The 26,618-nt window shown below is 66.3% G+C and carries 18 protein-coding genes and 2 pseudogenes; 8 read left to right on the top strand and 12 right to left on the bottom strand.

The annotated features are described in order from the left end of the window. Window positions 1–2 precede the first annotated feature (2 nt). Both M3B11_RS09990 and M3B11_RS09985 read right to left on the bottom strand, forming a co-directional pair. Complete coding sequence (locus M3B11_RS09990; protein ID WP_259877333.1) at window positions 3–2,648, bottom strand: DUF4365 domain-containing protein; 2,646 nt, start codon at window positions 2,646–2,648, stop codon at window positions 3–5. Between the two features lie 164 nt (window positions 2,649–2,812). Then, on the bottom strand, window positions 2,813–3,982 hold the full coding sequence (locus M3B11_RS09985; protein ID WP_259832919.1) for a hypothetical protein: 1,170 nt from the start codon (window positions 3,980–3,982) through the stop codon (window positions 2,813–2,815). 284 nt (window positions 3,983–4,266) lie between these two features. Between M3B11_RS09985 and M3B11_RS09980 the strand changes: the two genes are divergently transcribed. Further along, complete coding sequence (locus M3B11_RS09980; protein ID WP_259832917.1) at window positions 4,267–4,656, top strand: hypothetical protein; 390 nt, start codon at window positions 4,267–4,269, stop codon at window positions 4,654–4,656. 218 nt (window positions 4,657–4,874) lie between these two features. Here the strand turns inward: M3B11_RS09980 and M3B11_RS09975 are convergent. After that, window positions 4,875–5,030, bottom strand: a pseudogene (locus M3B11_RS09975) (helix-turn-helix domain-containing protein); the annotation flags it as partial. 651 nt (window positions 5,031–5,681) lie between these two features. Here M3B11_RS09975 and M3B11_RS09970 point away from each other — a divergent pair. Beyond that, window positions 5,682–6,212: a DUF488 family protein gene (locus M3B11_RS09970; RefSeq protein ID WP_259877332.1), complete on the top strand. Its 531-nt coding sequence runs from the start codon at window positions 5,682–5,684 to the stop codon at window positions 6,210–6,212. Here the strand turns inward: M3B11_RS09970 and M3B11_RS09965 are convergent. The 8 genes and pseudogenes from M3B11_RS09965 to M3B11_RS09930 all read right to left on the bottom strand — a co-directional run bounded on the left by M3B11_RS09965 (window position 6,199) and on the right by M3B11_RS09930 (window position 14,906). Further along, window positions 6,199–7,380 (bottom strand): pyridoxal-phosphate dependent enzyme, encoded by a 1,182-nt coding sequence (locus tag M3B11_RS09965; protein ID WP_259877331.1) that lies wholly within the window; start codon window positions 7,378–7,380, stop codon window positions 6,199–6,201. The two genes, M3B11_RS09970 and M3B11_RS09965, sit on opposite strands and share 14 nt — an antisense overlap. A 93-nt stretch (window positions 7,381–7,473) precedes the next feature. After that, the gene (locus M3B11_RS09960; RefSeq protein ID WP_259877330.1) at window positions 7,474–8,373 is read right to left on the bottom strand and encodes a DMT family transporter; all 900 of its coding nucleotides are present in this window, start codon (window positions 8,371–8,373) and stop codon (window positions 7,474–7,476) included. 239 nt (window positions 8,374–8,612) lie between these two features. Next, the gene (locus M3B11_RS09955) at window positions 8,613–8,981 is read right to left on the bottom strand and encodes a hypothetical protein (RefSeq protein ID WP_259877329.1); all 369 of its coding nucleotides are present in this window, start codon (window positions 8,979–8,981) and stop codon (window positions 8,613–8,615) included. 408 nt (window positions 8,982–9,389) lie between these two features. Continuing rightward, a complete protein-coding gene (locus M3B11_RS09950) occupies window positions 9,390–10,028 on the bottom strand; it encodes a hypothetical protein (RefSeq protein ID WP_259877328.1) in 639 nt (212 codons plus the stop codon). Beyond that, window positions 10,021–11,598: pseudogene (locus M3B11_RS09945) on the bottom strand (sodium/proline symporter). Before M3B11_RS09945 ends, M3B11_RS09950 begins: the two are co-directional and overlap by 8 nt. A gap of 38 nt (window positions 11,599–11,636) precedes the next feature. Beyond that, window positions 11,637–11,816: a hypothetical protein gene (locus M3B11_RS09940; protein ID WP_259877327.1), complete on the bottom strand. Its 180-nt coding sequence runs from the start codon at window positions 11,814–11,816 to the stop codon at window positions 11,637–11,639. A gap of 142 nt (window positions 11,817–11,958) precedes the next feature. Further along, complete coding sequence (locus M3B11_RS09935) at window positions 11,959–13,368, bottom strand: aspartate aminotransferase family protein (RefSeq protein WP_259877326.1); 1,410 nt, start codon at window positions 13,366–13,368, stop codon at window positions 11,959–11,961. 44 nt (window positions 13,369–13,412) lie between these two features. Further along, window positions 13,413–14,906, bottom strand: a complete 1,494-nt coding sequence (locus M3B11_RS09930) for a CoA-acylating methylmalonate-semialdehyde dehydrogenase (RefSeq protein ID WP_259877325.1) — start codon at window positions 14,904–14,906, stop codon at window positions 13,413–13,415. Window positions 14,907–15,105: 199 nt separating this feature from the next. On the opposite strand from M3B11_RS09930, the gene M3B11_RS09925 reads away from it, so the two are divergent. Further along, the gene (locus tag M3B11_RS09925) at window positions 15,106–16,713 is read left to right on the top strand and encodes a PucR family transcriptional regulator ligand-binding domain-containing protein (protein ID WP_259877324.1); all 1,608 of its coding nucleotides are present in this window, start codon (window positions 15,106–15,108) and stop codon (window positions 16,711–16,713) included. A 7-nt stretch (window positions 16,714–16,720) separates the two neighbouring features. Here M3B11_RS09925 and M3B11_RS09920 read toward each other — a convergent pair whose 3' ends face one another. Next, window positions 16,721–18,403, bottom strand: coding sequence for a CdaR family transcriptional regulator (locus M3B11_RS09920; RefSeq protein WP_259877323.1), 1,683 nt, complete (start codon window positions 18,401–18,403; stop codon window positions 16,721–16,723). A gap of 153 nt (window positions 18,404–18,556) precedes the next feature. Here M3B11_RS09920 and M3B11_RS09915 point away from each other — a divergent pair, with 153 nt between their 5' ends. The 5 genes from M3B11_RS09915 to hutH all read left to right on the top strand — a co-directional run. Next, the gene (locus M3B11_RS09915; protein ID WP_259877322.1) at window positions 18,557–20,605 is read left to right on the top strand and encodes a hydantoinase/oxoprolinase family protein; all 2,049 of its coding nucleotides are present in this window, start codon (window positions 18,557–18,559) and stop codon (window positions 20,603–20,605) included. Next, the gene (locus tag M3B11_RS09910) at window positions 20,602–22,584 is read left to right on the top strand and encodes a hydantoinase B/oxoprolinase family protein (protein ID WP_259877321.1); all 1,983 of its coding nucleotides are present in this window, start codon (window positions 20,602–20,604) and stop codon (window positions 22,582–22,584) included. The genes M3B11_RS09915 and M3B11_RS09910 overlap by 4 nt, the downstream gene beginning before the upstream one ends. 80 nt (window positions 22,585–22,664) lie before the next feature. Next, a complete protein-coding gene (locus tag M3B11_RS09905) occupies window positions 22,665–23,453 on the top strand; it encodes an IclR family transcriptional regulator (RefSeq protein WP_259877320.1) in 789 nt (262 codons plus the stop codon). Window positions 23,454–23,583: 130 nt separating this feature from the next. After that, complete coding sequence (locus tag M3B11_RS09900) at window positions 23,584–24,780, top strand: cytochrome P450 (RefSeq protein WP_259877319.1); 1,197 nt, start codon at window positions 23,584–23,586, stop codon at window positions 24,778–24,780. 134 nt (window positions 24,781–24,914) lie between these two features. Further along, window positions 24,915–26,618 (top strand): histidine ammonia-lyase (gene hutH, locus M3B11_RS09895; RefSeq protein WP_259877318.1); only part of this gene is annotated, 1,704 nt, incomplete at its 3' end.

Here is a 26,618-nt window from a genome sequence, read left to right as displayed (position 1 = left end):
TCTCAGTCGGTGGTGCTCTCGCGTGCAGCCTCGCGAATCTGTGCTGAAGGGTGCTGCGCGGCGATGGTCAGCAGTTGAGAAACGGCTGGCACCTCCGGAGGCGTGTGGAGCCCGGAAACGACCGCCGCGGCACTCCGCCTTCCGCCAGACTTCAGGACCTTCGACAGGATTGTCGCGACTCCCTCAGATGCGCGCTCTGCAACGACCAACCTGCTCAGCCCCCTAAGCGCCGCGTCACGCACGGTTTCGTTTGCGTCACCCGCTAGAGCGAGAAGCAGTTCGGACTCTGCCTTGTCTCCGAAACGTTCAATGATCCGCGCACTCGCCGCACGGCGAACGGTGTCGCCGCCAAGAAGGTCCCGTATCAACGGTTGGCGTGAGGCCTCATCTGCGAGAGCAGCGAGCGCTTCGGCGGCGAGGCCTCGGATGTCCTCGTCGTCATCGAAGAAGGTCCGGACTGGCTCTCGGTTCCGAAGAGCTGACACGGCTTCGACAAGTTGTGTCTTGATTGGGTCGGCAAGCGTCGCTCCATGGATGGCGAGTACTTGCAATGCGCCAGACTGTTGCTGAGATCTGACCCCGGGAGCCGGCAACAGAGCTTCGATACGATCCCACCGCCCACTCGAAGGGTGCCACACACCGAGCAGGGTCAGTGCATGGCCGGGGTCGAGACCGCCAACACTGTACGCCCCCTTGGCGGCATCCTCGATGAGATTGTCGATGACGCTGCACAGTCGGTCAGTAAGAGCAATGACTGCATCGGAGGGCAGCGTTCGCACGTCGTCGATGGCTTCGAAGGCGATCAACTCCCCGGCCCGGGCTCGTTGAAGGACTTGCTCGCGACTCTCGACTACTGCAGGAGCAGCAACCCTCAAGAAGGCCTCGCGTAGGTAGGCGGCGTCGCCTTCCGATCGATTCGCCGCGCGCTGACGGTCACTCTCACGCCACGCGGATGCGGGGATCGTATGGATCAGCCGGGCGAGTGTCTGCGCTGTTCCGTCGTCGTTGACCGGTGGTTGGTCGAGGAAGTAGTCGACCACGTTGTGAAGTGCGTCCTCGCTGAATGTCCAGACCATGGCCTTCAGCAAATCGATGATCTTGTAGAGCACGATGAATGTAGGCCGAGCGCGTTCCAGGTAGGCCTGTGGCTCTTGGAGCATCGCTAGCGCCCACGCGCAGATTGCGTCGGCATGTGCTGGTTCGAGAACGTCGCCGGCGGCCGTCAGTAGCTCGATATCTGCCAAAGCGGTCGTCCGAGTTGATCGAGACAAGTCCACGTTGCTCGCCGCGATCCTGGCGGCTGTCGTTGGGCCCCTGCGCACGACGTGTCGAGTCGCGCGCCCAGTGCTCTTGCTGTCACCGGAGAGACGGAGAAGAGTCAGCCGCCCGGCGACCCTGTCGGGATCATCCGTGGGGCCGGTGGTGACAAGGAAGTGCTCCGCGAGAGCGCCAATTGCGCCACGCCACCCGTCATGATCATCAGCGCACGAGGCTAGCAACGCCGCGGAAAGCAGGCGCTTGTGGGCAGTGTCCGAGCCCCCGATCCGAATCGACGCATCCTCGCTCCATCTCCGGAACTCCTCAGAGAGATGAGCGGATAGCCCATAGGACATCACCTGGGTTTTCCACCACGATGCTGGGTTGTCGCTGCGCTGGATGATGTTGGCGATGTCGCCCTGCATCCAGCCGCTGGCCCTGAACGACGTCAGCGCACACGCGCCCGCGATGGCCGCAGCCGTGACGTCCGACGGTGCCTCTCGATGGATTCGCTGGGTCTTCATCGCGAGGTCGAAAGCCTCCTCGTGTCGTCCGACCTCCAGCAGCGCCCGTGCTCGTTGAGCTTCTAGCCATGCGTGATCCACTGAGGAGTAGTCGTCATGTGCCAGGGCGCCCTGAAGCACTTGGAGCGCCGTATCGGGATCGTTCTCGTCGAAGTGATAGACGCAGCAGAGCACGGATGCCGCGGAGCGTTCACTCGGCGTCGAAGCTAGGTCGACAAGCTGAAGCAGGTCAGCGGGTTCTCCTTGGTAGTGCCAGAGATGAAGGGCAGCGGTGGCGCGCCAACACCAGTCGTCGGCCTCACGTGCATCGTTGAGTGACAGCCCTTTCTGCTCGGCGTCATTCTCCCCTGCGAGCATGGGAAGGCTCTTCGGTTCCAGAATCCGTTCAAGGTCGTCCCGGAAGAGCATTTGCATTGCGAGGGCTTCGAGCCCGGATATCGAATCTGGGGCCAGGTTCGGGTGGGGTGCGATGAGCCGGGGAGTGATGAGGGCATGCCGTACTTCGCCGATCGGTGCAAGATGTACCGCGCCGGTCCATGCAGTGCCGTCCCAGGTCGGAGTCGGAAGCTGTGTCAGCGCGACGTCGGAGAGTGCTTGGTTGTGGTCCGCGTCGACGGTTTGGGAGGTCGGTACAAAAATCTTGGCACCCTTACCGGTGGAGACGACTCGCTCGGGGGTGATGTGAACCCAGAACGAGAGGTTTCTGTCTTGATCGCGCAGGATCACCACGTGGGGCAGGGCGTGGCGCAGCCAGTAGTCGAAGTGTTCGCGGTCGTCTTCGGCAAACCACCGCCCAGTGATCGTGCCGTCGGCGTCCTTCTTCGGGCAGTTGAAGTAGGACGCCCCGGTCTTGACCTGGGCACCCATCACGGCGCCGAGTTCGTACCGGCGGACATCTCGCGGCCGCAGATACAGATCGGTGCCGTGTCGTGCCGGCTATCGATCACCCCTCCCCAGCCAAAGCGCTCGAACTGCGCCAAGACCTCAGACTCACCCGAGGTTCCCGTAGCTTCATTCTTCGGCGCCCGCACCTACGCCTCCTCCGTTACCTCGTCCGCAACAACGCGAACGTTGCGCATCGCAGAGCCAGTGAATATGAACGGTATGAACGAGTCTCGAAATGCGATTCCCGCCGATCGCCTCGCGCGCCCGCCACCGGGAGGAGTGGTGAGAGGGAACCTCATCCCGACCGGCGCCTTGCCTGAAACATGGTCAGGATGTGGGCCGCCGATCGGATAACCGGGATGAGCGGGAGCAGACAGATAGTCGGGGAGGTCTGCCCGTCCTTCGAAGTGTTTCGTGGCCGCGACATGGAACATCGCCGCGTGGGCCCAGGCGATCATGTATGCCTCGGCGAGCACGGCGGGGACATCCACCCTCAACTGCGTCAGCTCCAGTCCTTGTCGATGCCCGTCCACCTTGGGTGCCTGTGCGAGAACTTCGATAACGGGGCGGTCGAAGATGTCCACGGCGTCCGGGCCGGTCAGCGCACCAACCGGGATGGTCCCATCTGCGCTGGGCGGAGTGGTGACGAATGAGACTTTGAGGTCATCACGAGCGCGGACTGAGAGACCGTGCTTGACCTTGTTGTGAGCAGCGTTGAGTTGGAGTTCATGTCCCACGAGTAGGTCGATAGCGAACTGGAGCCAGTCGGCGAACACGTTGGACGCCGAAGCAAGTCGCTCCGTCATGCCGCTTTGCAAGTCCTGCTCGCGGAGAACCAGACGGGCGAACTGCATCGGGGCCTCCGCCGAGGAGAAAGACTCGCGGAGTTGGCTCACGACCTGATCGAGTTGGTTTGGCCCGGCCGGCAGGGCCTCCCAAACGCACGGTTCGGCGACGTTCGTCCGTTGCGAGAGCGCCGCCGTCAACCGCACAAGCGCCTCAGCCGCATGGTGCCGCAGGGCGTACGCATCCGTAGCGACCTGTGTAGCAATCGATCTCGGCGAAGTCTCGGGTATGAAGCCCACCGGCCGGCCAAGTAGGCGAGCGAACCGTCCACGGGTCTCGGTGGCGTGCTGCTGTTCGTCATCGGGCGCGGCCAGGGGATGCTCATCGCTATCGACATCTGACTCTGTCCACCGCAGCATCATGCCGATCCGAGCGCTGAAGTACCCGAACGGATCAGACGACAGGAACGTGTCGTCAAGCTCCTGACACTGCTCGGCCGTCAGCTCCGGCCCGGCTGGTGGCGGGTACATTCAACAAGCGTATGGTCGCGAGATCGGCCCGCCAAGTCGCCTCGCCGGGCCACCGGCACGCAGCGTGATCCACGCCTCATGCGAGAGTAGGGCGGACGACCAGTCGGAGCGCTCCAAGACCGCGACCATAGCTGTCCAGCTTCTTCCTTCTGGCAGGAATCGCCCGTAGACTGCCTGATGAGGCGGATTTCTCCTCTGTAGCGCGCCGGTCTCGGCAGACCCTCGGGTCACTCTTCAACGCACTGCCTCACGAGATGCACTGTGCGATGGAGAGGAACAAGACCATGATCCGTCTGATCTGGGCCGTCAGCGTCCACACCCGCTGCTTCCTGCGGCGCTACATGCCCACCGACATCCTGCTGGATGCGATCCGCACCCGCCGTGGTTTGAAGTGGGGCATCCCAGCGATGCTGCTCGCGATCCCGTACCTGCTGATCGCGAACGTCTGCGTCCAACTCATCGAGGACGACGCACCCGGATGGCTCCACCTCGCAGTGCTGTGGGCGATATGGAACATGCTTAAGATGCTCTGGATCGGGCCGGTCAGCGCTGTGCTATTGATCCGGGCCCGCGTTCGCGAAGCCGTCGCCACCCGTCGCGGTGGGGCCAGCATGACCGCAGAAGCGAACGACGCTGAAGAGGGTGCTGTCGTGGACGCGGTAGGTATCCGGTGATGTGCGCGTACTCGGACACCGACCCGGCGACGACCGCCAGGACGGATCGTCCCGCCCCATGCGAGCACCGCCGAGCGCACGGACTCATTGCTGACTCCGAGTCGCGCGGCGATGTGAGCGAGCGTCATCCCACCCGCATAGAGTTGAGCGGCGTCCTGTCGGATCGCGTCGGGCAACTCCGGGCGACGCGCTGCCAAGCCCGCCTGCCGAGCTATCTCCCGCACGGTGCCGCGGTGCACGTTGAATCGTGTCGCCAGCTCGCGTACGGGCACACCATCGGCGTACCCGGCGAGCAGCTCGGCTCGATTGGAGACGCTCAAACGGGTTTGAGACTGACGGGAATTCTCACGCACGGCGCCGCGCTCATCGGCCATTCGAGCACCCCGAGCGCGCGGCCGACGAACCTGAGAACCCCGTAGAACACGGGAAATCAGCGATCCGAGCGGCTTCCGGGGGTTTGAGAAGCTGCTACGGAGGTCCACTTTGTCCTGTATCGGGACATCGTTGACAGATGAGCCTCGACATCGGCGTCAGAAGGCCCGGAATCCTTTTGATTCCGGGCCTTCGTGATTCAGCGGACAAGACGGTCGCCTGAGGGTTCACCTCGTATCGCGAGCCTCGGTAGGAATCTGAGCTCCAGCAGCAGGGCGCTCCACCGTGTCTTGTCAGGCCCGACGGAGCGCACGGGCACCAGGCGAAGGTGGAGTCGTCTGCGACGCGCTTACGGCGTGCCCATTCGCGGTGTATCGAATTCTGCCTTCCCGTCATGCTGTACCAGAGTTGCGTACGCGCACTTTCGCGTAGTTGGACTTCTTTCGCATTGGCGGTGTTCGACACCGGCATTCCTCCGGCCGAAGAACCGGTTGCACGGAATCCGTGGGCTGGCGGACGTGGCACGGGACTGTCACCATGATGAGAGATACCCACGACTCGACGTCGGGGCAGGAGACGTTGATCTGAGCTGGCCCGCAGCACGTCCGCGCGCTGCTTTAACCGGCGAGCATGCGAATCCGGAGGTGACTGGAATGGAACCGCGAATCCTCACTGTGGGGCATTCCACCCATCCCATCGACGAATTCGTCGCGCTGCTGCAGGACGCAGGAGTCGACTGCGTCGTCGACGTCCGCAAGCTCCCTGGGTCACGTCGCAACCCGCAGTTCAACGAGGAGAACCTCGCGCCGAGTCTTGAAGACGCAGGAATCGGATATCAGCGCGAAAAGCGCCTCGGCGGGCTGCGCAATGCCAGCCACTCCGTGGCTGACGAGACCAACGCCTTCTGGAACAACGCGAGCTTCCACCGGTACGCGGACTACGCGCTGAGCTCCCAGTTCGCCGACGGCCTGACGGCACTCATCGGGCTCACCGGCCCCGATGCGCTGCCGGCGATCATGTGCTCAGAAGCCGTGTGGTGGCGCTGTCACCGCCGCATCATCGCCGACCACCTTCTCGCCCGCAACCTGCCGGTCTCGCATCTCATGCCCGACGGGCGACTGACCCCGGCCACGCTCACGAAAGGCGCACGGGTCGACGACGACGGAACCGTCACCTACCCCTGAGACGAACGCGCGGTGGCGGTGTCGTCGTCGGTGCCTGCACGCATGATCTCCTCATACGCCGCCTGATCAGTGGCGCCTTCGGTCGAGAAGACGAGGACGACATCGTCGCTGGTGAGACCGAGTGCGTCACGATGAGCGAGCAGCCCGGCGGGACCGGCCGCCCCACTCTCACCGGAGACCACACCATCACGAGCGAGCAGCCGCATCGCCTCGCGGGCATCGTCGTCGGTGGCGGTGGCGAAGGCGTCGAAGCCTGCTGCATATCCGGCCAGGCGATCTGCGAGGGCGTGCCGCAGTTGAGTCCGGCCATGATCGAGGTCTGCGGGCCGGGGATCTCCGTGAGCTCCCCGCGTTCGATGCTCACCGTCACGCAGTCGGCCAGCGTGGGTTCGACACCGATGAGGCGCGGCCCCTGCGGGCGGGCGAAGCCGCGCACCACTGCCGCAGCGAACGCGCCAACACCGATCTGGGCGGCGATGACAGTCGGCTCATCGGCCTCACCAGCGGCGATCGCCTCGTGGACTTCGGCCATCATCGTCGAGTACCCGTCGATGACCCAGGCCGGTGGTTCGGTATATCCCTCCCACGAGGTATCGGAGACCACGAGCACATCAGGCCCGGCGACCTCGGCGCTGCGACGGATCGCATCGTCGTAGCCGCCGTCGACCACCTCGACTGCGGCTCCTTCGGACTCGATGGCGGCGATGCGCTCGGCGACCATGTCGGCTGGGACGAAGATGCGCGCCGACAGCCCGAGCAGGCGCGCCATGATCGCCACGGCCCGGCCGTGATTGCCATCTGTTGCGGCAGCAAGTGCCAGCGGCCGGCCGGTCTGCTCGACCGCCGCAGTCAGTTTGGCGCGCAGCAGCGCGAAGTCCGCCACCTCGGCGATCTCCACGCCGAGCCAGTCGGCGAGCACCCGGCAGGTCGCCCACGACGCGCCGAGGATCTTGAACGACGGCGTGCCGATCCGCTCCGACTCATCCTTGAGCCAGACGGCGCGCACCCCGAGCGCCTCGGCAGCCGCCGGCAGCGGAGGCAGCGGAGTGGGCGCGTACCCGGGCAGCGACTGATGGAAGGCGCGCGGCACCACGGCGCCGGCGTCTGCGGGCGGAGCCACCGCCTCGGGCGCGGCGAAGGGATTCGTCACGAGACGGCGGGTGGTCATGGGCGGCTCCTGAGTCGGCGCGGATGTTCCCGCCAGCTTAGCGAGCACCGAGGCGGTGGTGGGCGCCTGCCCGGTCAGCGGTCGTCGAGCACCTCACGCGGGGGATGCCGGCCGGTCGGCAAGCGCCGGGGCGTCGGCTGTGCGGCCGCCGCCGCGTTGGGCGGCTGCACCGGCGACGATGACACAGGCGATGCCGATCAGCTGCATGACGGTGGGCGTCTGGGCGAGGATGAGCAGGCCCATGAGCACGCCGAATGCCGGTTCGATCGACAGCAGTGTGCCGAAGGCGGTGTGGGTCATCCGGCGCAGGGCGAGGAGTTCGAGGCCGAAGGCGATGACCGGGGTGATGAGGGCGATGCCGGCCGCGGCTGGCAGCACCCACCAGACGAGTTCACCGCCGATGACCTGCGGCAGCCCGAGCGGCAGGGTCGCCAATGCGGCGATCGGGATGGTCAGTGACAGACCGCTGATGCCGGCGAAGCGGTCGCCGATGTGCTGGGTGAACACGTTGTACAGGCCCCAGCAGGCACCGGCGGCCAGTGCGAAGCCGACTCCGGCCAGGTCGATGGTGCCATGCCACGGTTCGGTCAGCAGGATCACCCCGGCGAAGGCGATGAGCGGCCAGATGAGTGCGCGGCGGCGCGGGCTCATGAGGCCGGCGACCGTGAGCGGGCCGAGGAACTCGATGGCGACGGCGGTGCCGAGCGGGATGCGTGCCACAGCGGCGAGGAAGAAGGTCGTCATGAAGCCGGTGACGATGCCGAGGACGAGCAGGGCCGGCAGGTGGCGCAGCCGCAGGCTGCGCAGTGCAGGGCGGGCGATGAGCCACAGGAACACGATGCCGAAGCTCATCCGCAGCCACGCCGTGCCGGCCGGGCCCACCTGGGCGATGACCGGTACGGACAGTGCATTGGAGACCTGCACGGCGAGCATCGCCGCGACTGCCATCGTCCACGGCGGCACCGCTGCCGGGACGGCCTGCAGTCTGCTCATGGCTGCAGGAAACCGGTCGGGGCTGTCTGCGGTGGCGTCGTCTCAGACATGGCGGGATCCTCTCGGTCGCCGGCGCTGCGCAGTTGAGCGCCATGCCGGGTTCGCCGTGCATCGTAATCCAACCCGCCACCACCGGCGCGGCGCGGCTCAGGTGCCGGGATGCTGGGAGCCGGGCACGCCTCGGGCGCGGTGCGCAGGTTCCCGGGTGCCGGGACTCCGGCGCACCTCGGGCACGGCGCTCACAAGGCGAGGGCGTCGAACAGGATGGGATACAGCGGCAGCTGGAGCACACCGATGAGCAGGAAGATCCCCGCGGCGACGAACCCGAGCACCATCGCAGCGGTGGCGAACCGACGGCCCCGGCGGCGCTGCCGCAGTCCGAGCAGTGCGACGGCGAGCGCGATCACAAGCCCGAGCAGCTGGCCGATGAGCACCGTCCACAGGATGATCCAGTTGAACAGGTATTCCGGTTCAGGTCCGAAGACGCCCTCGAGCGTATCGGTCATCGTGACCCCGAGGACGAGGTAGCCGACAGTCGCCAGGCCGCCGGCGAGCGCCAGGAGCGACCAGGCGAGCACCGCGATGCCGATCGGGAACCACGGCGTCATCCTCGGCTGCGGCGGGGGTGTGGAGATGGCGAGTCCGACTGGAGCGGCCGGTGTGTGTCGGCCTGCTGGAGCGGATGATGGCGGACCGGGTGGTGGACCTGGTGGCGGTGCGGGTGGCGGGTTCAGAGGTTCTCCCGTGTGTTGTCGAGCCGGGAGGAGCGCTCTGCGAGGATCTCGCGGAACTCCGAGACGAGCCTTGAGGTCAGAGACAGAGGATTCATGGTGGGGCCTTCCCGTGATGCTCCCGGCCGCCGAGGTGGCAGGTGGCTTCAGGATACGTCCAGGGCCGGCGGAAGTCTCTCGCTGCGGGTGAATCGTGATGCTTCCGATGTGTGGGTGGCGTGGCACAGCGGGTTGCGGCGCCCACTGCGGTGTGAGGCTGCAGTTTCGGTTGCGTCGGATGCCGAACTAGAGCTTCTCGGCATTCATCACCCAGTACGAACCGTCGAAACCGTCAACAAGAAGCGTCGCTGCCAGCCGGCCGTGGCGTGCTTCGACGACCCAGTTCGGCTTCAACACCGCCCGCGGCTCTGCCGGGAAGAGGTCGAAGTTCATCCCCAGACGAAAGCGTTTGCGCAGTGCGGTGGCTACCAGCTGACGCGCCTTGTCCGCTGTATTGGTCCCCGGCCCTGACATATGGGCCTGGCACGGTGAGGGCACATCGACGCCGTTGATAGGGATGCTGGAGATGAGACTGGTTCCGCTCTTCGCATCCACCATGACCGACACGGTCGAACCGTCGGATTCCGCCTCGTGCTGTGGTGTGGACCTCTCGCGCCACAGCTCGGAGATCCGGAAGCGAGGTCCTCGTGTGCGCCGAGCGCTGACGTCCACTGACCAGAATGGGTGGTGCACCAGCGTCGCTGCAGCTGCGCCTCCGCCGATCTTCCGCCGCGCGATGTCCTCGGCTTCGAATTGCGTGATCGTCGGGTTGAGACGGAGGGCCGTACATGCGGCACTCTGCCAGTCCGGTGCCTCGGCACGGGGTGCTCCCGGGGCCGAGGCGCCCTGGCCCGCGTGCCGGCGTGGGGACTTCGGACTACTCATCAGACTTCCGCGCATGTGGGTCGTCTGCTGCAGTGCTCTCCGAGGCGGCGCTGCCAGTGGCCGGAGCGCTGAGCTGTTCTTCGGCGACCGGCAGCTGAGCTGCGAGGACATTGTTCTGCCCCATCGCCAAGCGAGCCGGGATTGGTCCGACCTTGTCCGTCTCCACGAGCACCTCGCGAATGTGGGCTGGCACCGGGTTCGCCTTCTGCGTCGCCAGCGACACGACGATCAGGGTGAGAGCGGAGATCACGACACTGGCCATCGGGTCGACGGAGGTGAGCTCCGTCAAACCGCCGAGCTCCCAGACGATCGGCACGATCGTGCCGACGATCATCGAAGCGATGGCACCGGCGGTGTTCGCCTTCTTCCACCAGACAGCGGCCACATAAGCGGGCACGAACGCCGTGCCGAGGATTGTCGTCGCGAACAGCACGACGTCAGCGATTCCCGGTGCCCGGGTTGTGGCGATGATGTAGCCCAGAATCGCAAACGCCAGCACGGTGATCCGCGAGACCCACACCGACTGCTTTTCCGTCATGGACGGGTTGATGAAGCGCTTGAAGAGATCATGCGAGGCGATCGTGCCGGTCTGCAGCAGCAGTGCGTCAGCGGTCGACATGATCGCGGCCATGATGGCAGCCATCACGATGCCGACGGCGAAGTTCGGCAGCACGAGCTCTGCCACGCCGAAGACCGCCATCTCCGGGTTCGCCAGGTTCGGCAGCAGCACCAGCGCCATGACGCCGACGAGGTAGGGCGCCGGGACGAAGAGCAGGTTGAACCCGGTCGAGTACAACGCTGCGGTGCGGGCAACGGAGGGCTTCTTCATCGCCATGTGGCTGACGTTGACGTGCGGGTAGCCCATGTAGCCGATCGAGAAGATCAGCAGCGCACCGATGACGAGTCCCCACTTGACGGATTCGAAGCCTTCGGGGCCCCACATCGTCAGAAGATTCGGATTGATCTCAGCGACTGCCTCGTTTCCGGCAGTCAGGCCGCCGACGGCGATGAGCGTGCCGATGAGGATCCACAGCATGCCGATGACCATGACGATGGCCTGCACGAAGTCGGTGTAGGCCACAGCGAGGTAGCCGCCGAGGAACGTGTAGAGCACGATGACGCCGATGGCGACGAGCATGGCCCACTGGAAGGGGATGCCGGTGATCATCTCCAGGCCCTGACCGCCGGCGATGAACTGCGAGAGCACCTACATGAACATGCAGCCGAGGCCGATGGGTGCTGCGATCGCACGCGTCCAGGCCGACGGGTAGCGGTGTTCGAGGTATTCGATCGACGTGAGAGAGCCGAGCATCTGCGAGAGTTTGCGCATCCGACGGCCGAGGACGGACAGGTTGAGCACGCCGCCGCCGATGTCGCCCATGGCGTACCAGAGGCCGAAGTAGCCGTTGGTGTAGCCGAGCGAGCCTGCACCCTGGAACATGTAGCCCGACATCGACGATGACTGCAGGCGCAGGGCGGTGACTGCCGGGCCGAGGCTGCGCCCGCCGAGCAGGAAGCCCTCTTCGTCCTTCGAGCCGGCGCGCACCGACCACAGACCGATCCCGGCCATCGCGACGAAGTAGACGATGAGGAAGATGACTTCGATGCTCATGAGACACCCCCGGCGGCCGGACGCGCACCGGGTGCGGCACCATCGGCGTCATCGGGCAGCTCGACATCCTCCCGGCTCCAGCCGCGGGTGCTGAAGAAGAAGATGAGTGTGTAGGCGATCCACAGCAGTGGGATGCCGACAATGATGAGGATTGTCGCCATTGGCAAACCGAACATCGGGTTCCTTCCGTCTTGAGGGCTGAGTCAGTCGAGCGCGCTCACGCACCCGTGTACCGTCACCGGCCAGCGGCTGGAGACTGCGGCCATCGACTCATGTCTATCGCTCATATCCCAGTCACGCACAGACTGCCGCGGGATCTCAATGAACCCGCTCGACGTATTCGTCTGCGATGTCGAGAGCTCGGTCGATGACGTTCAGGCCCTCCAGCACCTCGTCATCGGGGGTGTTGAGCGGTGGAACGACGTGGATGCGGTTGAAGTTGGTGAACGGCAGGACGCCGTTCTTCTTGATCTCTGCGGTCACGCGGTCCATCGCCTCCGATGAGCCGCCGTAGGCGGCCAGCGGTTCACGCGTCTCGGCGTTGGCCACCAGCTCGATGGCCCAGAAGCAGCCCATGCCGCGCACTTCGCCGACGGACGGGTGGTTGGCTTCGATCTTCTCCAGGTACGGGCCGATGACTTCTGCTCCGAGCCGCTTGGCGTTCTCCACCATCGCTTCATCGCGCATGGCGTTGATGGTGGCGACCGCTGCTGCTGTGGCCAGCGGGTGCCCGGAGTAGGTGAGCCCGCCGGGGTATGCGCGCTCAGAGAATGTCTGGCGGATCTCGTCGGACATGATGACGCCGCCGAGGGGTACGTAACCTGAGTTCACGCCCTTGGCGAAGGTGATGAGATCGGGCGTCACGCCCCAGTGGTCGATGGCGAACCACTCACCGGCGCGGCCGAATCCGGCCATCACCTCGTCGGCGATGTACATGATTCCGTACTTGCGGGTCAGCTCCCGGACGCCTGCGAGGTACCCCGGCGGCGGGGTGTAGATGCCGGCGGTGCCGGGAATCGACTCGAGCATGACGGCCGCGATGTTCTGGGGTCCCTCGAGCACGATCATGTCTTCGAGGTGGCGCAGGGCGCGTTCGGTCTCTTCGGTCTCGTCGGCTGAGCCGAAGTACGAACGGTAGGTGTAGGCCGGCATGAAGTGCACGACGCCTGCACCAGGGGTGTCGTTGGCGAAGCGACGCGGGTCACCGGTGAGGTTGACCGCCAGTGTGGTGCCGCCGTGGAAGCTGCGGTAGGCGGTGAGCACCTTCTGACGGCCGGTGTGCAGGCGAGCCATGCGCACAGCATGCTCGTTCGCGTCAGCACCGCCGTTGGTGAAGAACACGCTGTTGAGACCCTCGGGCGCCAATTCGCTGATGAGCCGGGCGGCCTCGGAGCGGGCATCGTTCGCGTGCGAGGGCGCGATCGTGCACAGGCGGGCTGCCTGATCCTGGATCGCCTTGACGACCGTCGGATGCTGGTGGCCGATGTTGGTGTTGACCAGCTGCGAGGAGAAGTCGATGTACTCGTTGCCATCAGCGTCCCACAGCCGAGATCCCTGGGCGGCTGCGACTGCCATCGGGTCGATCTTGTCCTGGGCGGACCACGAATGGAAGACGTGCCTGCGGTCGAGCTCCTTGCCGCGCCGGGCCCGGTCCAGATCGTCCTGGGTGTACGGACGGCTGCCTGCCTCCTGCGTCTGGTCGCTGGTGGTGAGGTTCCGGTCTGTCATGGTTTTCTCCTTTGAAGCTGCTGGCTGGGTGTCCGGCGCGGTGATCAGCCGTTGGTCGGGAATCCCAGGTTGATGCCGAGCTGGCTGGGGTCCTGCCAGCGCTTGGTGATGACCTTGCCGCGGGTGAAGAAGTGCACGCCCTCAGCTCCGTGTGCGTGGGTGTCGCCGAACAGGGAACTCTTCCAGCCGCCGAAGCTGTAGTAGGCCATCGGCACTGGGATCGGCACATTCACACCGACCATTCCGACCTGGACCTCATTCTCGAATCGGCGGGCCGCCCCGCCGTTGTTGGTGAAGATGGCGGTGCCGTTGCCGTACTTATTGTCGTTGATGAGGGCCAGGCCCTCGTCGTAGGACTTCACGCGCACGACGCTGAGGACGGGCCCGAAGATCTCGTCCTGATAGATCGACATATCCGGTGAGACGTTGTCGAACAGCGTCGGGTTGAGGAAGGCGTCGGCGGAGTCAGCGTCGACGTCGCCTTCGCGGCCGTCGACGACGAGCGTTGCTCCAGCCTCCACCCCGGCGTCGATGTAACCGGCGACCTTGTTGCGGTGCTCGACGGTGACCAGCGGGCCCATATCGGTGCCCCGGGTGCCGTCGCCGACCTTCAGGGAGCGGGTTCGCTCGGCGATCTTTGCGACGAGCTCATCGGCGATGTCCTCGACTGCCACGACGACCGAGATCGCCATACACCGCTCGCCAGCTGCGCCGTACCCGGCGTTGACAGCGGCGTCGGCGGTGATGTCGAGGTCAGCATCAGGCAGCACGAGCATATGGTTCTTCGCGCCCCCGAGCGCCTGCACACGCTTGCCGTGCGAGGTCGCAGTTTCGTAGACGTGCTTGGCGATGGGTGTCGAACCGACGAACGACACAGATGCCACGCGCTCATCGCACAGGAGCGTGTCGACGGATTCTTTGCCGCCGTGCACGACGTTGAAGACGCCGTCGGGAAGCCCTGCCTCCTTCCACAGCTCGGCCATCCAGTTCGCAGCCGAGGGGTCCTTCTCCGAAGGCTTGAGCACGACGGTGTTGCCGGCGGCGATGGCCACCGGGAAGAACCACATCGGCACCATGGCGGGGAAGTTGAATGGCGAGATGATCGCAGACACACCGACTGGCTGACGCACCGAGTGGACGTCGACGGCAGCCGAGGCGTTCTCCGTGTGACCGCCTTTGAGCAGGTGCGGCATGCCGCAGGCGAACTCGACGACCTCTTGGCCGCGGCTGATCTCACCGAGCGCGTCGGCGAGCACCTTGCCCTGTTCGGCGGTGATGATCTCGGCGAGCTCCTCCTTGCGCGCGTTCAGCAGCTCCCGGAAGGCGAACAGCACTGCGGTTCGCTTCGACAGCGAGGTGTCCCGCCAGGCAGGGAACGCGTCACTGGCGGCGGCGATCGCCTGCTGCGTCCGCTCGGCGTCAGCCAGGGGCACGCGGCCTGAGACGACGCCCGTTGCCGGATTGACGATGTCAGCGGTGCGCGCACTGTCGCCTTCGGTCACCGCGCTGCCGTTGATCCAATGTGCCAGAGTCTCCATCGAAACCTCTCCCTGATGTGAAGATGCGGGGTTCTGCGAACCGACGACACCGGCGTGATCGACCCCACAATATTCGATGCCAGTATCACGCGCACAGACGCCGCGCACACTGGACGGCCTGTCAACCTCGCACACAGAACCATGACAGACTGTAAACTGAGGGCATGCGCTCTCATCTGTCCTGCCAGCAGAGCCCGAAGTGAACCCGCTGATCGGGACGGGCCGCGAGGGAGTCACCGTCCGCACGGTGCTGTCGGTGCCCGAGCTTGAGCGAACGCAGCTGACCGTCCTCTCCGGTGAGAACCGGCTTGACGCGGCAGTGCGGTGGGTCCACATCGCTGAGACCGAGGACGTCGCCTCCCTGTTGGAAGGCGGGGAGTTCCTGCTGTCGAGCGGACCGGCGTTCCGGCTCAGCGTCGATCGCACCCGCGCGTTCCTCCTGCGTCTGGAGAAGGCCGGCGCCGCGGCGTTCGCAGTCGAGATCGTCACAGAGGGCGATGAACCGGACGCGGCGTCGCTCGAGGTGCTGCGCGCAGCGAGCGTCGGCCTCCAGATCCCCGTCATCGCGCTGACAGAACGGGTCCGGTTCGCCCGCATCACCCAGGCAGCCCACCGCCTGCTCATCGCCGAGCACCTGGAGTGGATCGAACGCACGCGCGAAGTGCATGAGGTGTTCACCGAGCTCAGCATCAGCGGGGCGGACGAGGCGAAGATCGTCGAGACGACCAGCGACCTGCTCAACACCTCAGTCATCCTCGAAGACGCCGCCCATCGCATCCTGAGTTTCGAGGTGCGCGACATGACCGAGGCCGAGCTCTTCGACGAGTGGCCGCTCCACAGCGGCCGGGCGGTGCCCGTCGGCATGAAGCAGAACCGGTGGGGCAGACTCGCCGCCCCCTTCGCAGACCCGACCGACCGCTACGTTGCCGAGGTGCTCGAGCGCGCCGGCCAGGCCATCACCCTCGTGCGGATGGCGACCCAGCATCAGCGGGACCTGCTGCTCGACGCCACCGACCGCTTCCTCGGCGAACTTTCGACGCACACGCAGATGACGGACCAGGTCGCTGCGCTGCGATCGCAGCGATACGGGATGAGCCGATCAGTGGCATACGCCGCTGTGGCACTGCACACGGCCGACGTCTCGGATGCCGCTGGAGTCGAGCTCTCCGATTACCAGCTCGAAGAGCGCCGCATCCGCAGCGAGCTCATCGCCGTCAGCCGAAGCCTGGGCCTCTCCGCTCTGACCGGCACATGGCGCTACGGCACCGTCGTCGCCCTGGTGGGCTTCCCCACCGATGCAGTGGATGCGCTCCTCAGCGAGCTCAGCCGTACCTTGTCAGTCAATCTGAACCGGTCGATCACGATCGGAGTGGGCCCACCACGCCACGGAGTCCTCGCCGCGGGCAGGGATCTGGAGACAGCGGTCGAGACTGCCCGGATCGCCGCAGGGATGTCGGTGCGCGAGCGGCCCTTCTACCGGTTCGCCGATCTGCGGCTCAACGGCCTCATCGCCGGCCTGGCCGATGATGCGCGGATGCGCGTCTTCGCCGAAAGCGAGCTGGCACCGCTGCTCGGCACCGGCGCAGACGCGTCTTCGGCACCTGACCATGCGGCACTCGACTTCCTCCAGACCTATGTGTTGGCTGCTGGGAACAAGACCGAGGTGGCAACCAAGCTGGGCATCAGCCGCCCAGTCGTCTATGACCGCACTCGGCGCCTGGAGAAGCGACTCGGCGTCTCGCTCGCAGATGCCGAATCCCGCGCTGCGCTGCTGATGGCGCTGCTGTGGTGGCGCTCGCAGCGTTGATCCTGCCCTATTCCGCCTCAGCCCGCGCCGAAGAGCGCCGCCCCAGCAGTTCGGAATGGAATGCCAGGCACAGATTGGCGATGACGAGCGGGTCTGACAGCGCCCCGCCCAGCAGCTCTTCGATGCGGGTGAGCCGGTAGCGCAGCGTGTTGGGGTGGATCGCAAGATCGGCAGCAGCGCGGTTGATCGTCAGGTCTGCGGCCAGATAGCTCAGCAGCGTCTCCAACAGCTCGGGCCGGGTGCGCAGTTCGGTCGCGTATCCGGCCAGCACCGAGCGGTCGCGCAGGCTCGTCGCCCCGGCGAGCAGCCATTCGAGCGGGTCGAGCTCATCGACCCGGACCACCCTTGCCGAGGCGGTGGCCCCCTCCCGATCAGCGGTGCCGTTGGCTGACATCGCGTTGCGGCGGGCCAAGCGCAGGGCGGTCTCAGTGGCACGGGCGATCTCCGGCAGCGCAGAGAGCTGGCTGAAGCGTTCGGAGACAGCGGCGACGAACCGGCCGGGAACCCGCTCGAGGCCGATCATGAGCCCCTCAGCTGCATTCTCGGCCGGGATCAGCAGGCGCATGCCCGGGTCCTGGTCCCCGAAGCGGGCCGATTCGATCGCGAGCATCGGCAGAGCCGGTGCTGCTGGGGAGTCGCGCTCGCTGGAGGTGCTGGGCGTGTGGACGGGCGCGAGGATCGCGTCGAGGTCCGAGCGGGTGAAGACGGCGCCGGAGGTGCTTGCACAGATGACGAAGTGCAGATCGGAATACGGCGTGAAGCCGAGTTCGGCCATGCGCTGCCAGCTGCGCTGTTCGGCACCCACGGAGATGCCGAGTTCGAGCTCGCGCAGCAGCGCCGCGGAGCTGACGACCTGCTGAGTGCGGGCGAACCCCTCGACGGCGCCGAAGGATCCGAGGATCGAGCGCAGGGTCTCGAACACCGTCGCCGAGGTGGTGCGCAGGCGGGCGCTGTCGTGCGAGGCGAGGACGAGGTGATAGGTGTGGGTGCGCACGCGGATGCGGTCAGCGGCAACGCTCCAGCGGCCGACGGCGAACATGCCGTCGGCGGCATGCGCCGATTCCGCCAGGTGTGCGGCGATGAGCTTGACCGGCCCGGCGCCAGCGGCGTGCAGCAGCGCGCGACTGTCATCGAAGACCATCGCCGACCCGTCGCACAGCCTTGCCATCACCCGCACGAGGGAGGCGAGCGGATCGTCGGCGTCGGCGGCGCTCAGCAGCTGCTGCATGATCGCCAGCCGCTCGGTCTCGGCCGCGGCTGCATCGGCGATCGCGCGATACAGCCGGGCCGCTGCCGCATCGATGCCGCCGGTGAACACCAGCACGCTGATGTCGCGCTGGCTCAGCTGAGTGAACAGCGAGGCCCCGGTCTCCTCTGATGCTTCAGCGGCAACGACCCCAGGGCCTGCCAGCGGAGATCCGCAGATGACAACCGCGCGTATGCCAGCTGAGCGCAGCGCTTCAGCTGAACCGGCGGATTCCACTGCGGCGGCCAACTCGGCCTCAGAAGCGGTGAGCAGGATCCGGGAACCGGCTGGCGCGGAGTCCCCACTGGATGCCCGTGTCTTGGGCAGCGGGTCGCCCGTACTCAGCACCTGGGTGATCGCAGCCGGTGAGCGCATGCGGGACTGCACGAGGATCGCGCCTTCGTCACCGAAGGCGTCGACCGCCTCGGGAACGGTCAGGGACATCCGCCCTCCTTCCCACTGTGCCGGGCCCGTGCGCGGGAAGCGGACCAGGAGCTTTGTGTTTTCCACAATAGCGCCTGTTAAAGTTCTCAGATTCTCCATTGCCGCACTGAGTCCACTTCGCAAGACTGTGGTGCAATTCACAAAGGAGGAAAAATGACAGATCTTCGAGTGGCCGTCGACGTCGGTGGCACGTTCACCGATGTGTGCATCTTCGACGATGCCGACAAGACCATGCGGGTGACGAAAGTCCCCTCAACCCCCGACGATCCGATGCGCGCCGTCATCGGCGGAGTCGAACGCGGTGAGATCGACCTGAACAACGTCAGCCTGTTCTCCCACGGCACCACCGTGGCGACGAATGCGCTCATCACCCGCCGGTTCCCCAAGGCCGCGCTCGTGACGACGAAGGGCTTCCGCGACGTCATCGAGATCCGCGACGGCACGAAGGATGAGCTGTGGGACGCCTACAAGGATGTGTCCGGCCCTTACATCCGTCGCCGCGACCGCTTCGAGGTCACCGAACGTGTCGACTACTCCGGCCGCGTCGTCGAAACTCTGAACGAAGACGAGGCCCGTGAGCTCGCCCGGCTGCTGAAGAAGCGCGGCACGACGACGGTGGCCGTATGCTTCATCAACGCGTTCGCCAACGCCGAGAACGAAGTCCGGATGCGCGAGATCCTGCAGGAGGAGATGCCCGAGGCCGCCGTGTCGACCTCGGCCGAGATCCTGCCGGAGATCTTCGAGCACGACCGCTTCAACACGACCGTCTCGAACGCAGTGCTCGGCCCGCTGGTGGCCGGTTACGTCGAGCGCCTCGACAACCAGCTCAAGGACGACGGCTACGACGGCGACTTGCTTCTCCTGCACTCCGGCGGCGGCTCGATGACCCCGGCGATGGTCAAGCGGTTCCCCGTCCGGCTCGCCGCCTCCGGCATCGCCGCCGGTGCGATCGCAGCCAAACACGTCGCCGAGCAGTGCGGGTACGACAACGCCGTCGGGCTCGACATGGGCGGCACCTCGACCGACATCTCCCTCATCGCCGACGGCGAGCTGCGGGTGACGAAGGAATGGGAGGTCGAATACGGCCATCCGATCGTCTTCCCCAGCATCGAGGTCCTCACGATCGGTGCCGGCGGCGGCTCGCTGGCCCATATCGACATCGCCGGATCCCTGCGCAATGGGCCGCAGTCCGCCGGCGCTGACCCTGGCCCGGCCTGCTACGACCAAGGCGGGACCGAGCCGACGAACACAGATGCGAATCTGCTGCTCGGCCGGCTCGGCACCGACCTGGCCAGCGGCGCCATGACCCTGCGCCGGGATCTCGCAGAGAAGGCGGTGGTGGAGACGATCGCCGAACCCCTCGGCCTTGAACCAGCCGAGGCCGCCGAGTCGATCATCGATGTGGCGAATGCGAATATGGCCGATGCCGTCCGGCTCGTCTCGATCCGCCGCGGACTCGATCCGCGCGACTTCGCCCTCCTGGCCTTCGGCGGCGCCGGAGCCCTGCATGGCGCGGAAGTCGCACGCGAACTCGGCATCCCGACCGTCGTCGTGCCCCCGAACCCCGGGGTGACCTCGGCGCTCGGCTGCCTGCTCGTCGACATCCAACACGACCTGTCGACGATGTACACCGCCGTCGCCTCGACTGCCGACAGCGATGACCTGGAACAGCAGTTCGCCGCACTCGAGTCGACCGCCGCCGAGCGCCTCCGCCACGAGGGCGTTGCGGAGGCCGACACCGAGCTCAAGCGCGGCATCTCGATGCGATACCAGGGCCAGTGGCGCTCCCTCCAGGTGCCGATGGGCACCGGACCGGACGCGCTCACCGAGGCCGTGCGCACCTTCCATGAGGAGCACGAGCGCCAGTTCGCCTTCCGGCAGGACGACAACCCTGTTGAGATCTATCAGCTCCACCTCAAGGCCCTCGGCAAGACCCCGAAGCCGGCCTTCACCCCGGCCGCAGCCGACGGCTCCGCCCTGCCTGACCCGGTCGAGCGCCGCGAAGTGTACTTCGACGGCCAGTGGCACGACACTCCCGTCTACGACCGCGACGCGCTGCGTCCGGAGATGGAGCTGGCGGGCCCGGCGATCATCAATCAGCTCGACTCGACCACCGTCGTACCGCCGAGCACGACGGCGGTCATCGACGAATGGCTCAACATCCGCATCCACCTGAGCGCGAGCGAAGGAGACGAGAAGTGAAAACCCTGACCACCGCCTCGGGACCGGCGACAACCCTGCACCCGGTGACGTTCGAAGTGCTCAAGAACGCCTTCGCCACCAGCGTCGACCTCATGAGCGAGCAGATCCTGCGGACCTGTTACTCATTCGTCATCTACTCCCGCGACTTCTCCTCAGCCCTGTGCGATAAGTACGGCAACACCGTCATGCAGGGAAGCGGCGACATCGCAGTGCACGTCGGCACCCTGCACTTCCAGTGCAAGGCCGTGCTTGAAGAGTTCGGCAACGACATCAACCCCGGCGACGTGTTCGCCATCAACGACCCGTACCGCGGCGGCACCCACATGAACGACGTGTCGTTCATCCGCCCGATCTTCGTCGAGGACGAGATCATCGGGTTCGCGCAGAACAAGGGCCACTGGGCCGACATCGGCGGCAATGTGCCCGGGTCGTTCGACGTCAATGCCCGCGAGCACTTCTCCGAGGGCCTGCGAATCACACCCGTGCGCGTGTGGCGGGCCGGTGAGTTCCTCCACGACGTCGCCCAGCTGCTCGTCTCCAATACGCGCGCACCCGCGCAGGCGCTCGGCGACCTCAATGCCCAGTCCGAAGCGACTGCGGTGTGCGAACGCGAGATCCTCCGGCTGGTCGACAAGTACTCCAAGGACACCGTGCTCACCGCGATGCAGGAGACGCAGGACTACGTCAACCGCACCGTGCTCGGCAGCCTTGCCGGGCTGCCGCACGGCGAATGGGAGACCGTCGACTACCTCGACGCCGACCCCGCCCACGGTGAGGGACTCGTGCCGATCCGCATCAAGCTCAGGCTCGACGGCGAGGGCATCCACTACGACCTGACCGGTTCGGCCCCGGCGGTCTCGACGTTCCTCAACTCCGGGTACGGCACGACGCACTCGGCGATCTACGCCGGGACGAAGACGTTCTTCCCCGAGGTGCCGCTCAACTCCGGCTTCTACGCTGCGGTCACTGCCGATATCGGCGAGGAGGGCACCGTCGTCAACGCCGGCTGGCCGAACGCGGTGACCGGATTCTGCTCCGGGCCATATGAGAAGGTCATGAACGGCATCTTCGAACTGTGGAGCCGGATCATGCCCGAACGGGCGATGGCGTGCGCCTTCAACCTGGAGTATCTGCTGGTGGGAGGCCATGACGGCCGCACCGACGACCAGCAGTACTTCATGTGGTACGACTGGATGGCCGGCGGCTGGGGCGGCCGGGCGACGAAGGACGGCTCCTCAGCGACCTCGCCGGTGTTCGGCACCGGCCTGGCGGTCCAGCCGGTCGAGGGCCAGGAGCGTCTGAACCCGATCCTGACGACCAGCCACGCGATCAACACCGACTCCGGTGGGCCCGGCAGATTCCGCGGTGGCTGCGGTGTGGAGAAGGGCGGCGTGCTCACCGACGCCGTCAAGACCGTGATGAGCTACTGCTGCGACCGCGGCCGCTCGGTCACCTGGGGCATCGAAGGCGGACTGCCGTCCTATCCGCACGGCGTGTGGCTGAACAAGGGCACCGAGGACGAGAAGTACCTTGGGGCGACGTTCTCCAATGTGCCGATCGAATCCGGTGACGCCTTCACCCGGCCCTCGGCCGGTGGCGGCGGGTTCGGCGATCCGCTTGAGCGCGAGCCCGAGGCGGTGCTGGAGGACGTCATCGACCAGTACGTCTCGGTCCGCCGCGCCGAACGCGACTACGGCGTCGTCATCACCGTCATCGACGCCGAGCTCGATGAGTACGAGATTGATGCCGAGGCGACCGAAAAGGCTCGTGCCGAGATCCGCTCCAAGCGCGCCGGCTGGCTTGACGCCGACCCCGAGGCGGTGGCTGAGCAGTACCGCAAGGGCGAGCTCGACGTCCACGACGTGCTGCGCCGCTACGGCGTCATCCTCGACTGGGGCACCGGCGAACTGTTCCCGGACACCACCGCCGAGTACCGCCGCATGATGGCCAAGCGCTCAGCAACGCACTGGACGTCGTGATCGGCTGGTCATACTGATCCGCGTCACTGAGGCGGCCGCACACCTGCACGGGCGTGCGGCCGCTGACGTACCCTGAATCTATGAACTCGACAGGCAGCTCAGCGGGAGATTCCCGCGCCTCGGACCCCGGCGCGGACTCCGCGCTCGTGCGCGGGCTGCGGGTGCTCACGCATGTTGCCGAAGGCGGAGAGGTCAGCGCCCAGGATGTCTCCGAGGAACTCGGCCTGCCGCTGTCGACGACGTACCGCTACCTCAAGACGCTCACCGACTTCGATCTCATCGAAAAGCAGCATGGCCGCTTCGTTCCCGGGTGGCGGCTCTCGGCATGGTCGGGCCAGGACATCACCCGCACTCGACTCATCGAAGTCGGCCACTCCTTCCTGCAGGGTCTGACGAACCGCACCGGCAAGGTCTCCGTGCTCACTGTGCGCGCCGGGCACAACGCTGTGTGTCTGCGGCAGGTCTCTCCCAGCGCCGATACCGATATCTCGTTTCGCATCAACCAGGTGCTGCCGATCTACCGCGGCGCCGGCCAGCGTGTGCTGCTCGCCTACGCGCCGCCGGCTGTCATCGAAGGCGCGCTGCGCGCTGTCAGCGCTGATGCCGCCGATGACCAGGCGGTATTGGTCCGAAGGCAGCATCTCATCGCCGATCTCAAGGACATCCGCACCCGCGGGGTCGCCGTCTCCCACGGCGAGCTCATCGACAATGCCGTCGCCGTGGCAGCGCCTGTGCGCGTCGGCGGAGAAGTGATCTGCTCCCTGGCCGTGGCTGGCCACGCCGATCGGGTGCCGGCAAACCTCGTGAAGTCACTGACACCGGTCCTCACCTCGGCAGCCGCAGAACTCGGTGCCGAGCTCTCTGCCTAAGCTGCGCTACACCTGCTCCCCCACCAGCCCAGCCGCGCACTTCCCATCCCATGAGATTGCCAGCGGCGCCACCGCCTCGGCGACGGCTACCGTGAGGGGCACCCGCACTGACTGACTCCCGGAGGTTTCGATGACGGCGCTGACCGCCACTGCTCTGGCCGACGACCCGTACGCGCCCGAGGTGCTGCGCGACCCGTATCCGTTCCTTACCCGTCTGCGCGAGGCCGGGCCGGCAGCCTGGCTGGAGACGTACGAGGTCCACGCCTTCGGCCGGGACGCCGAGGTGCGCGAGATCCTTGAGGACTGGGAGACCTACATCTCCGGAGCCGGGGTGGGGATCGTCAACATCCACCACAACCCGCCGCTGCGCAAGCCGGGCATCCTCGAAGTCGATCCGCCCATCCACACGCGCATGCGCGAGGCCATGACCGGGGTCATCAACCCCCGCCGGCTGCGCCCGCTGCGCAAGGGCTTCGCCACCTATGCCAAGACCGTGCTCGACGATGTGCTCTCCGGTGACTGCGCCTTCGACGCCGCCGAGGTGGCCGAACGGTTCGTGCTGCGCGTCTTCGGCGACGCGGTCGGGATCCCGCGCGAGGGCCGGGCGAAGAATCTGCCGGTCCAGGGAGCTGCGAACTTCGCGACCTTCGGCCCGCAGAACGACGTGGCCCGGGCCCATATCGAAGCCGCGGAGGGCACGTATGACTGGGTGCTGGAGAACTGCGCTCGCGAGGTGCTCAACACCTCGGGAATGGGCGCCCAGATCTGGGAGTTCGCCGACGCCGGGACGATCGATGCTGATGAGGCCACGCTGCTGGTGCGCGCGATGCTCTCAGCCGGGCTCGACACGACGATCTTCGCGATCATCAACACCCTCAATGCGCTGGCCCAACACCCTGACCAGTACGCCGGCGTGCATGCCGACCCAAGCCTGGCGAAGTACGCGATCGACGAGGCGTTCAGGTGGGACTCGCCTTTCCAGTCCTTCTACCGCACCACGAGCCGAAACACGACGATCGGCGGAGTCGACCTGCCGGCCGAGACGAAGGTTCTCGTCTTCCCCGGTTCGGCCAACCGCGATGAGTCGAAGTGGGGTCCTGATGCGCATGAGTTCCGTATCGACCGGGATGCCAGCGGGCACCTGACCTTCGGGATGGGCATCCACCAGTGCGTCGGCCAGCCGATCTCTCGGATGGAGATGGATGCGTTCTTCTCCGCCTTCTGCGCCCGGGTCGCTCACCTCGAACCGACCGCCGAGCCCGAGCCGCTCATCCACACCACACTGCGCTCCTACACCTCGGTGCCGCTGAAAGCGACTCCTGCCTAAGCCGCACGGCCACCGCGGCGCCAGGCCCTCTGGGCACTGCGTTCCCGGGCCCTTTGGGAACCGTCACCGCCGCCGCCCGCACACTGCCGGCGCACCACGCCATCTGACCGTCCGATCTGCGAGGAGACCCGCATATGACCGCACATCCGCACTCGAACCTGCACCACGCCACCGCTCCGCTGCCCGGCCAGCCGGCCGCGACCGAGGAGTTCGACGGCCCGGTGCTCACCCTCGGTGAGGCCGATCTGAGCCTGGCCGACATGGTCGACGTCGCCCGGCACCGCCGCCGTATCACCCTCGCCCCGGCCGCCCAGGAGGCCTGCCGGGAGTCACGCGCCTGGCTCGATGATGTCATCGACCGGATGAATGCCGGTGAAGACGTCGAGGCGATCTACTCGGTCAACACCGGTTTCGGCTCACTGGCCGGGCGACAGGCGTTCCCCAGCGCCGCCGATGCCGCGGAGCTCTCCCGCCGGCTCATCCTCGCCGACGCCTCGGGCATCGGCAGACTCGTCGACGAAGAGGTCGTGCGGGCCACGATGCTCATTCGCATCCAGTCGCTCATCGCCGGGCATTCAGCGATCTCCTGGCCGCTGGTCGAGGGGCTCGTCGCGATGCTGAATCACGATGTGTGGCCAGCGGTACCCGAATACGGTTCGCTCGGCGCTTCCGGAGACCTCATCCCGCTGGCCCACATCGCTCTCGTTCTCACCGGCCCGCCGACCGGTGAGGATAAGCCTGAGGATTCCGGTGAGGCAGTCCTTGACGGCAAGATCGTGCCCGGCACCGAGGCGATGGCCGCCGCGGGCATCGACCGGGTGCCGGTCGACGCCAAGGACGGACTCGCACTTCTCAACGGCACTTCGTTCTCCCTTGCTCAGACCGCGCTCGCGGCCTGGGATGCGGCGACCCTGCTGGAGACCGCGCAGGTGACCGCGTCGATGACGATCGAGGCGCTGCTGGGCTTCGGTGATGCGTTCATCGACGAGCTGCACACCGTGCGCAAGCAGCCCGGCCAGATCGCCGTTGCCTCCCGGATGCGGGAGCTCATGGCCGACTCCCAGCTCATCACCGGCAGCCGGGCAGCCGACCCGGACCGGCAACCGCCGCAGGATGCGTACTCGCTGCGCTGTGTGCCACAGGTGTTCGGCCCGGTCGCTGACACGCTCGACTTCACCATCGGGATCATCGAACGCGAACTCAACGCCGCAACCGACAACCCGCTCGTCTTCCCGCAGCTGCCGCGCCGGCTCAAGGCCGTCTCCGGCGGAAACTTCCACGCCGAATACGTCGCCTTCGCCGCCGACTTCCTCTCGATCGCGGTCACCGAGATCGGCAACATCACCGAACGGCGGATCTTCCGCCTCGACGACGGGACGCTGAACCGCGGCCTGCCCGACATGCTCGTCGACTCCGAGCAGGTCGGCATGGACTGCGGGTTCATGCTGCCGCAGTATCTGGCCGCGGCCCTCGTCTCCGACTGCAAGACCCTTGCACACCCGGATGCCGTCGATTCGATCCCGACGTCTGCGAACCAAGAGGACCACGTCTCGATGGCCAACAACGCCGGCCGTCACCTGCGCCAGATTGTGGCCAACATCGAAGCCGTCGTCGGCATCGAACTCCTCATGGCCGTCCAGGCCCTCGAACTGCGCGTAGCCGCCGGGCGTCCCGACGGCCGGTCCGTGACCCGCGAGGAGATCTCGTCTGCCGGCCTGCGCGTCATCGACATGCTGCGCTCGACAACCGACACGCAGGGCCGCCCGATCGCCCACCTGACCCAGGACGTCGTGCTCTACCCGCAGGTCCGCACCGCCACTGCCCTCGTCAAGGATGGG

The organism is Brevibacterium sp. p3-SID960, assembly GCF_025144725.1.
GTDB lineage: Bacteria > Actinomycetota > Actinomycetes > Actinomycetales > Brevibacteriaceae > Brevibacterium.
The sequence above is the reverse complement of the archived record's forward strand: the minus strand, read 5'-3'. Positions and strand labels throughout refer to the sequence as shown.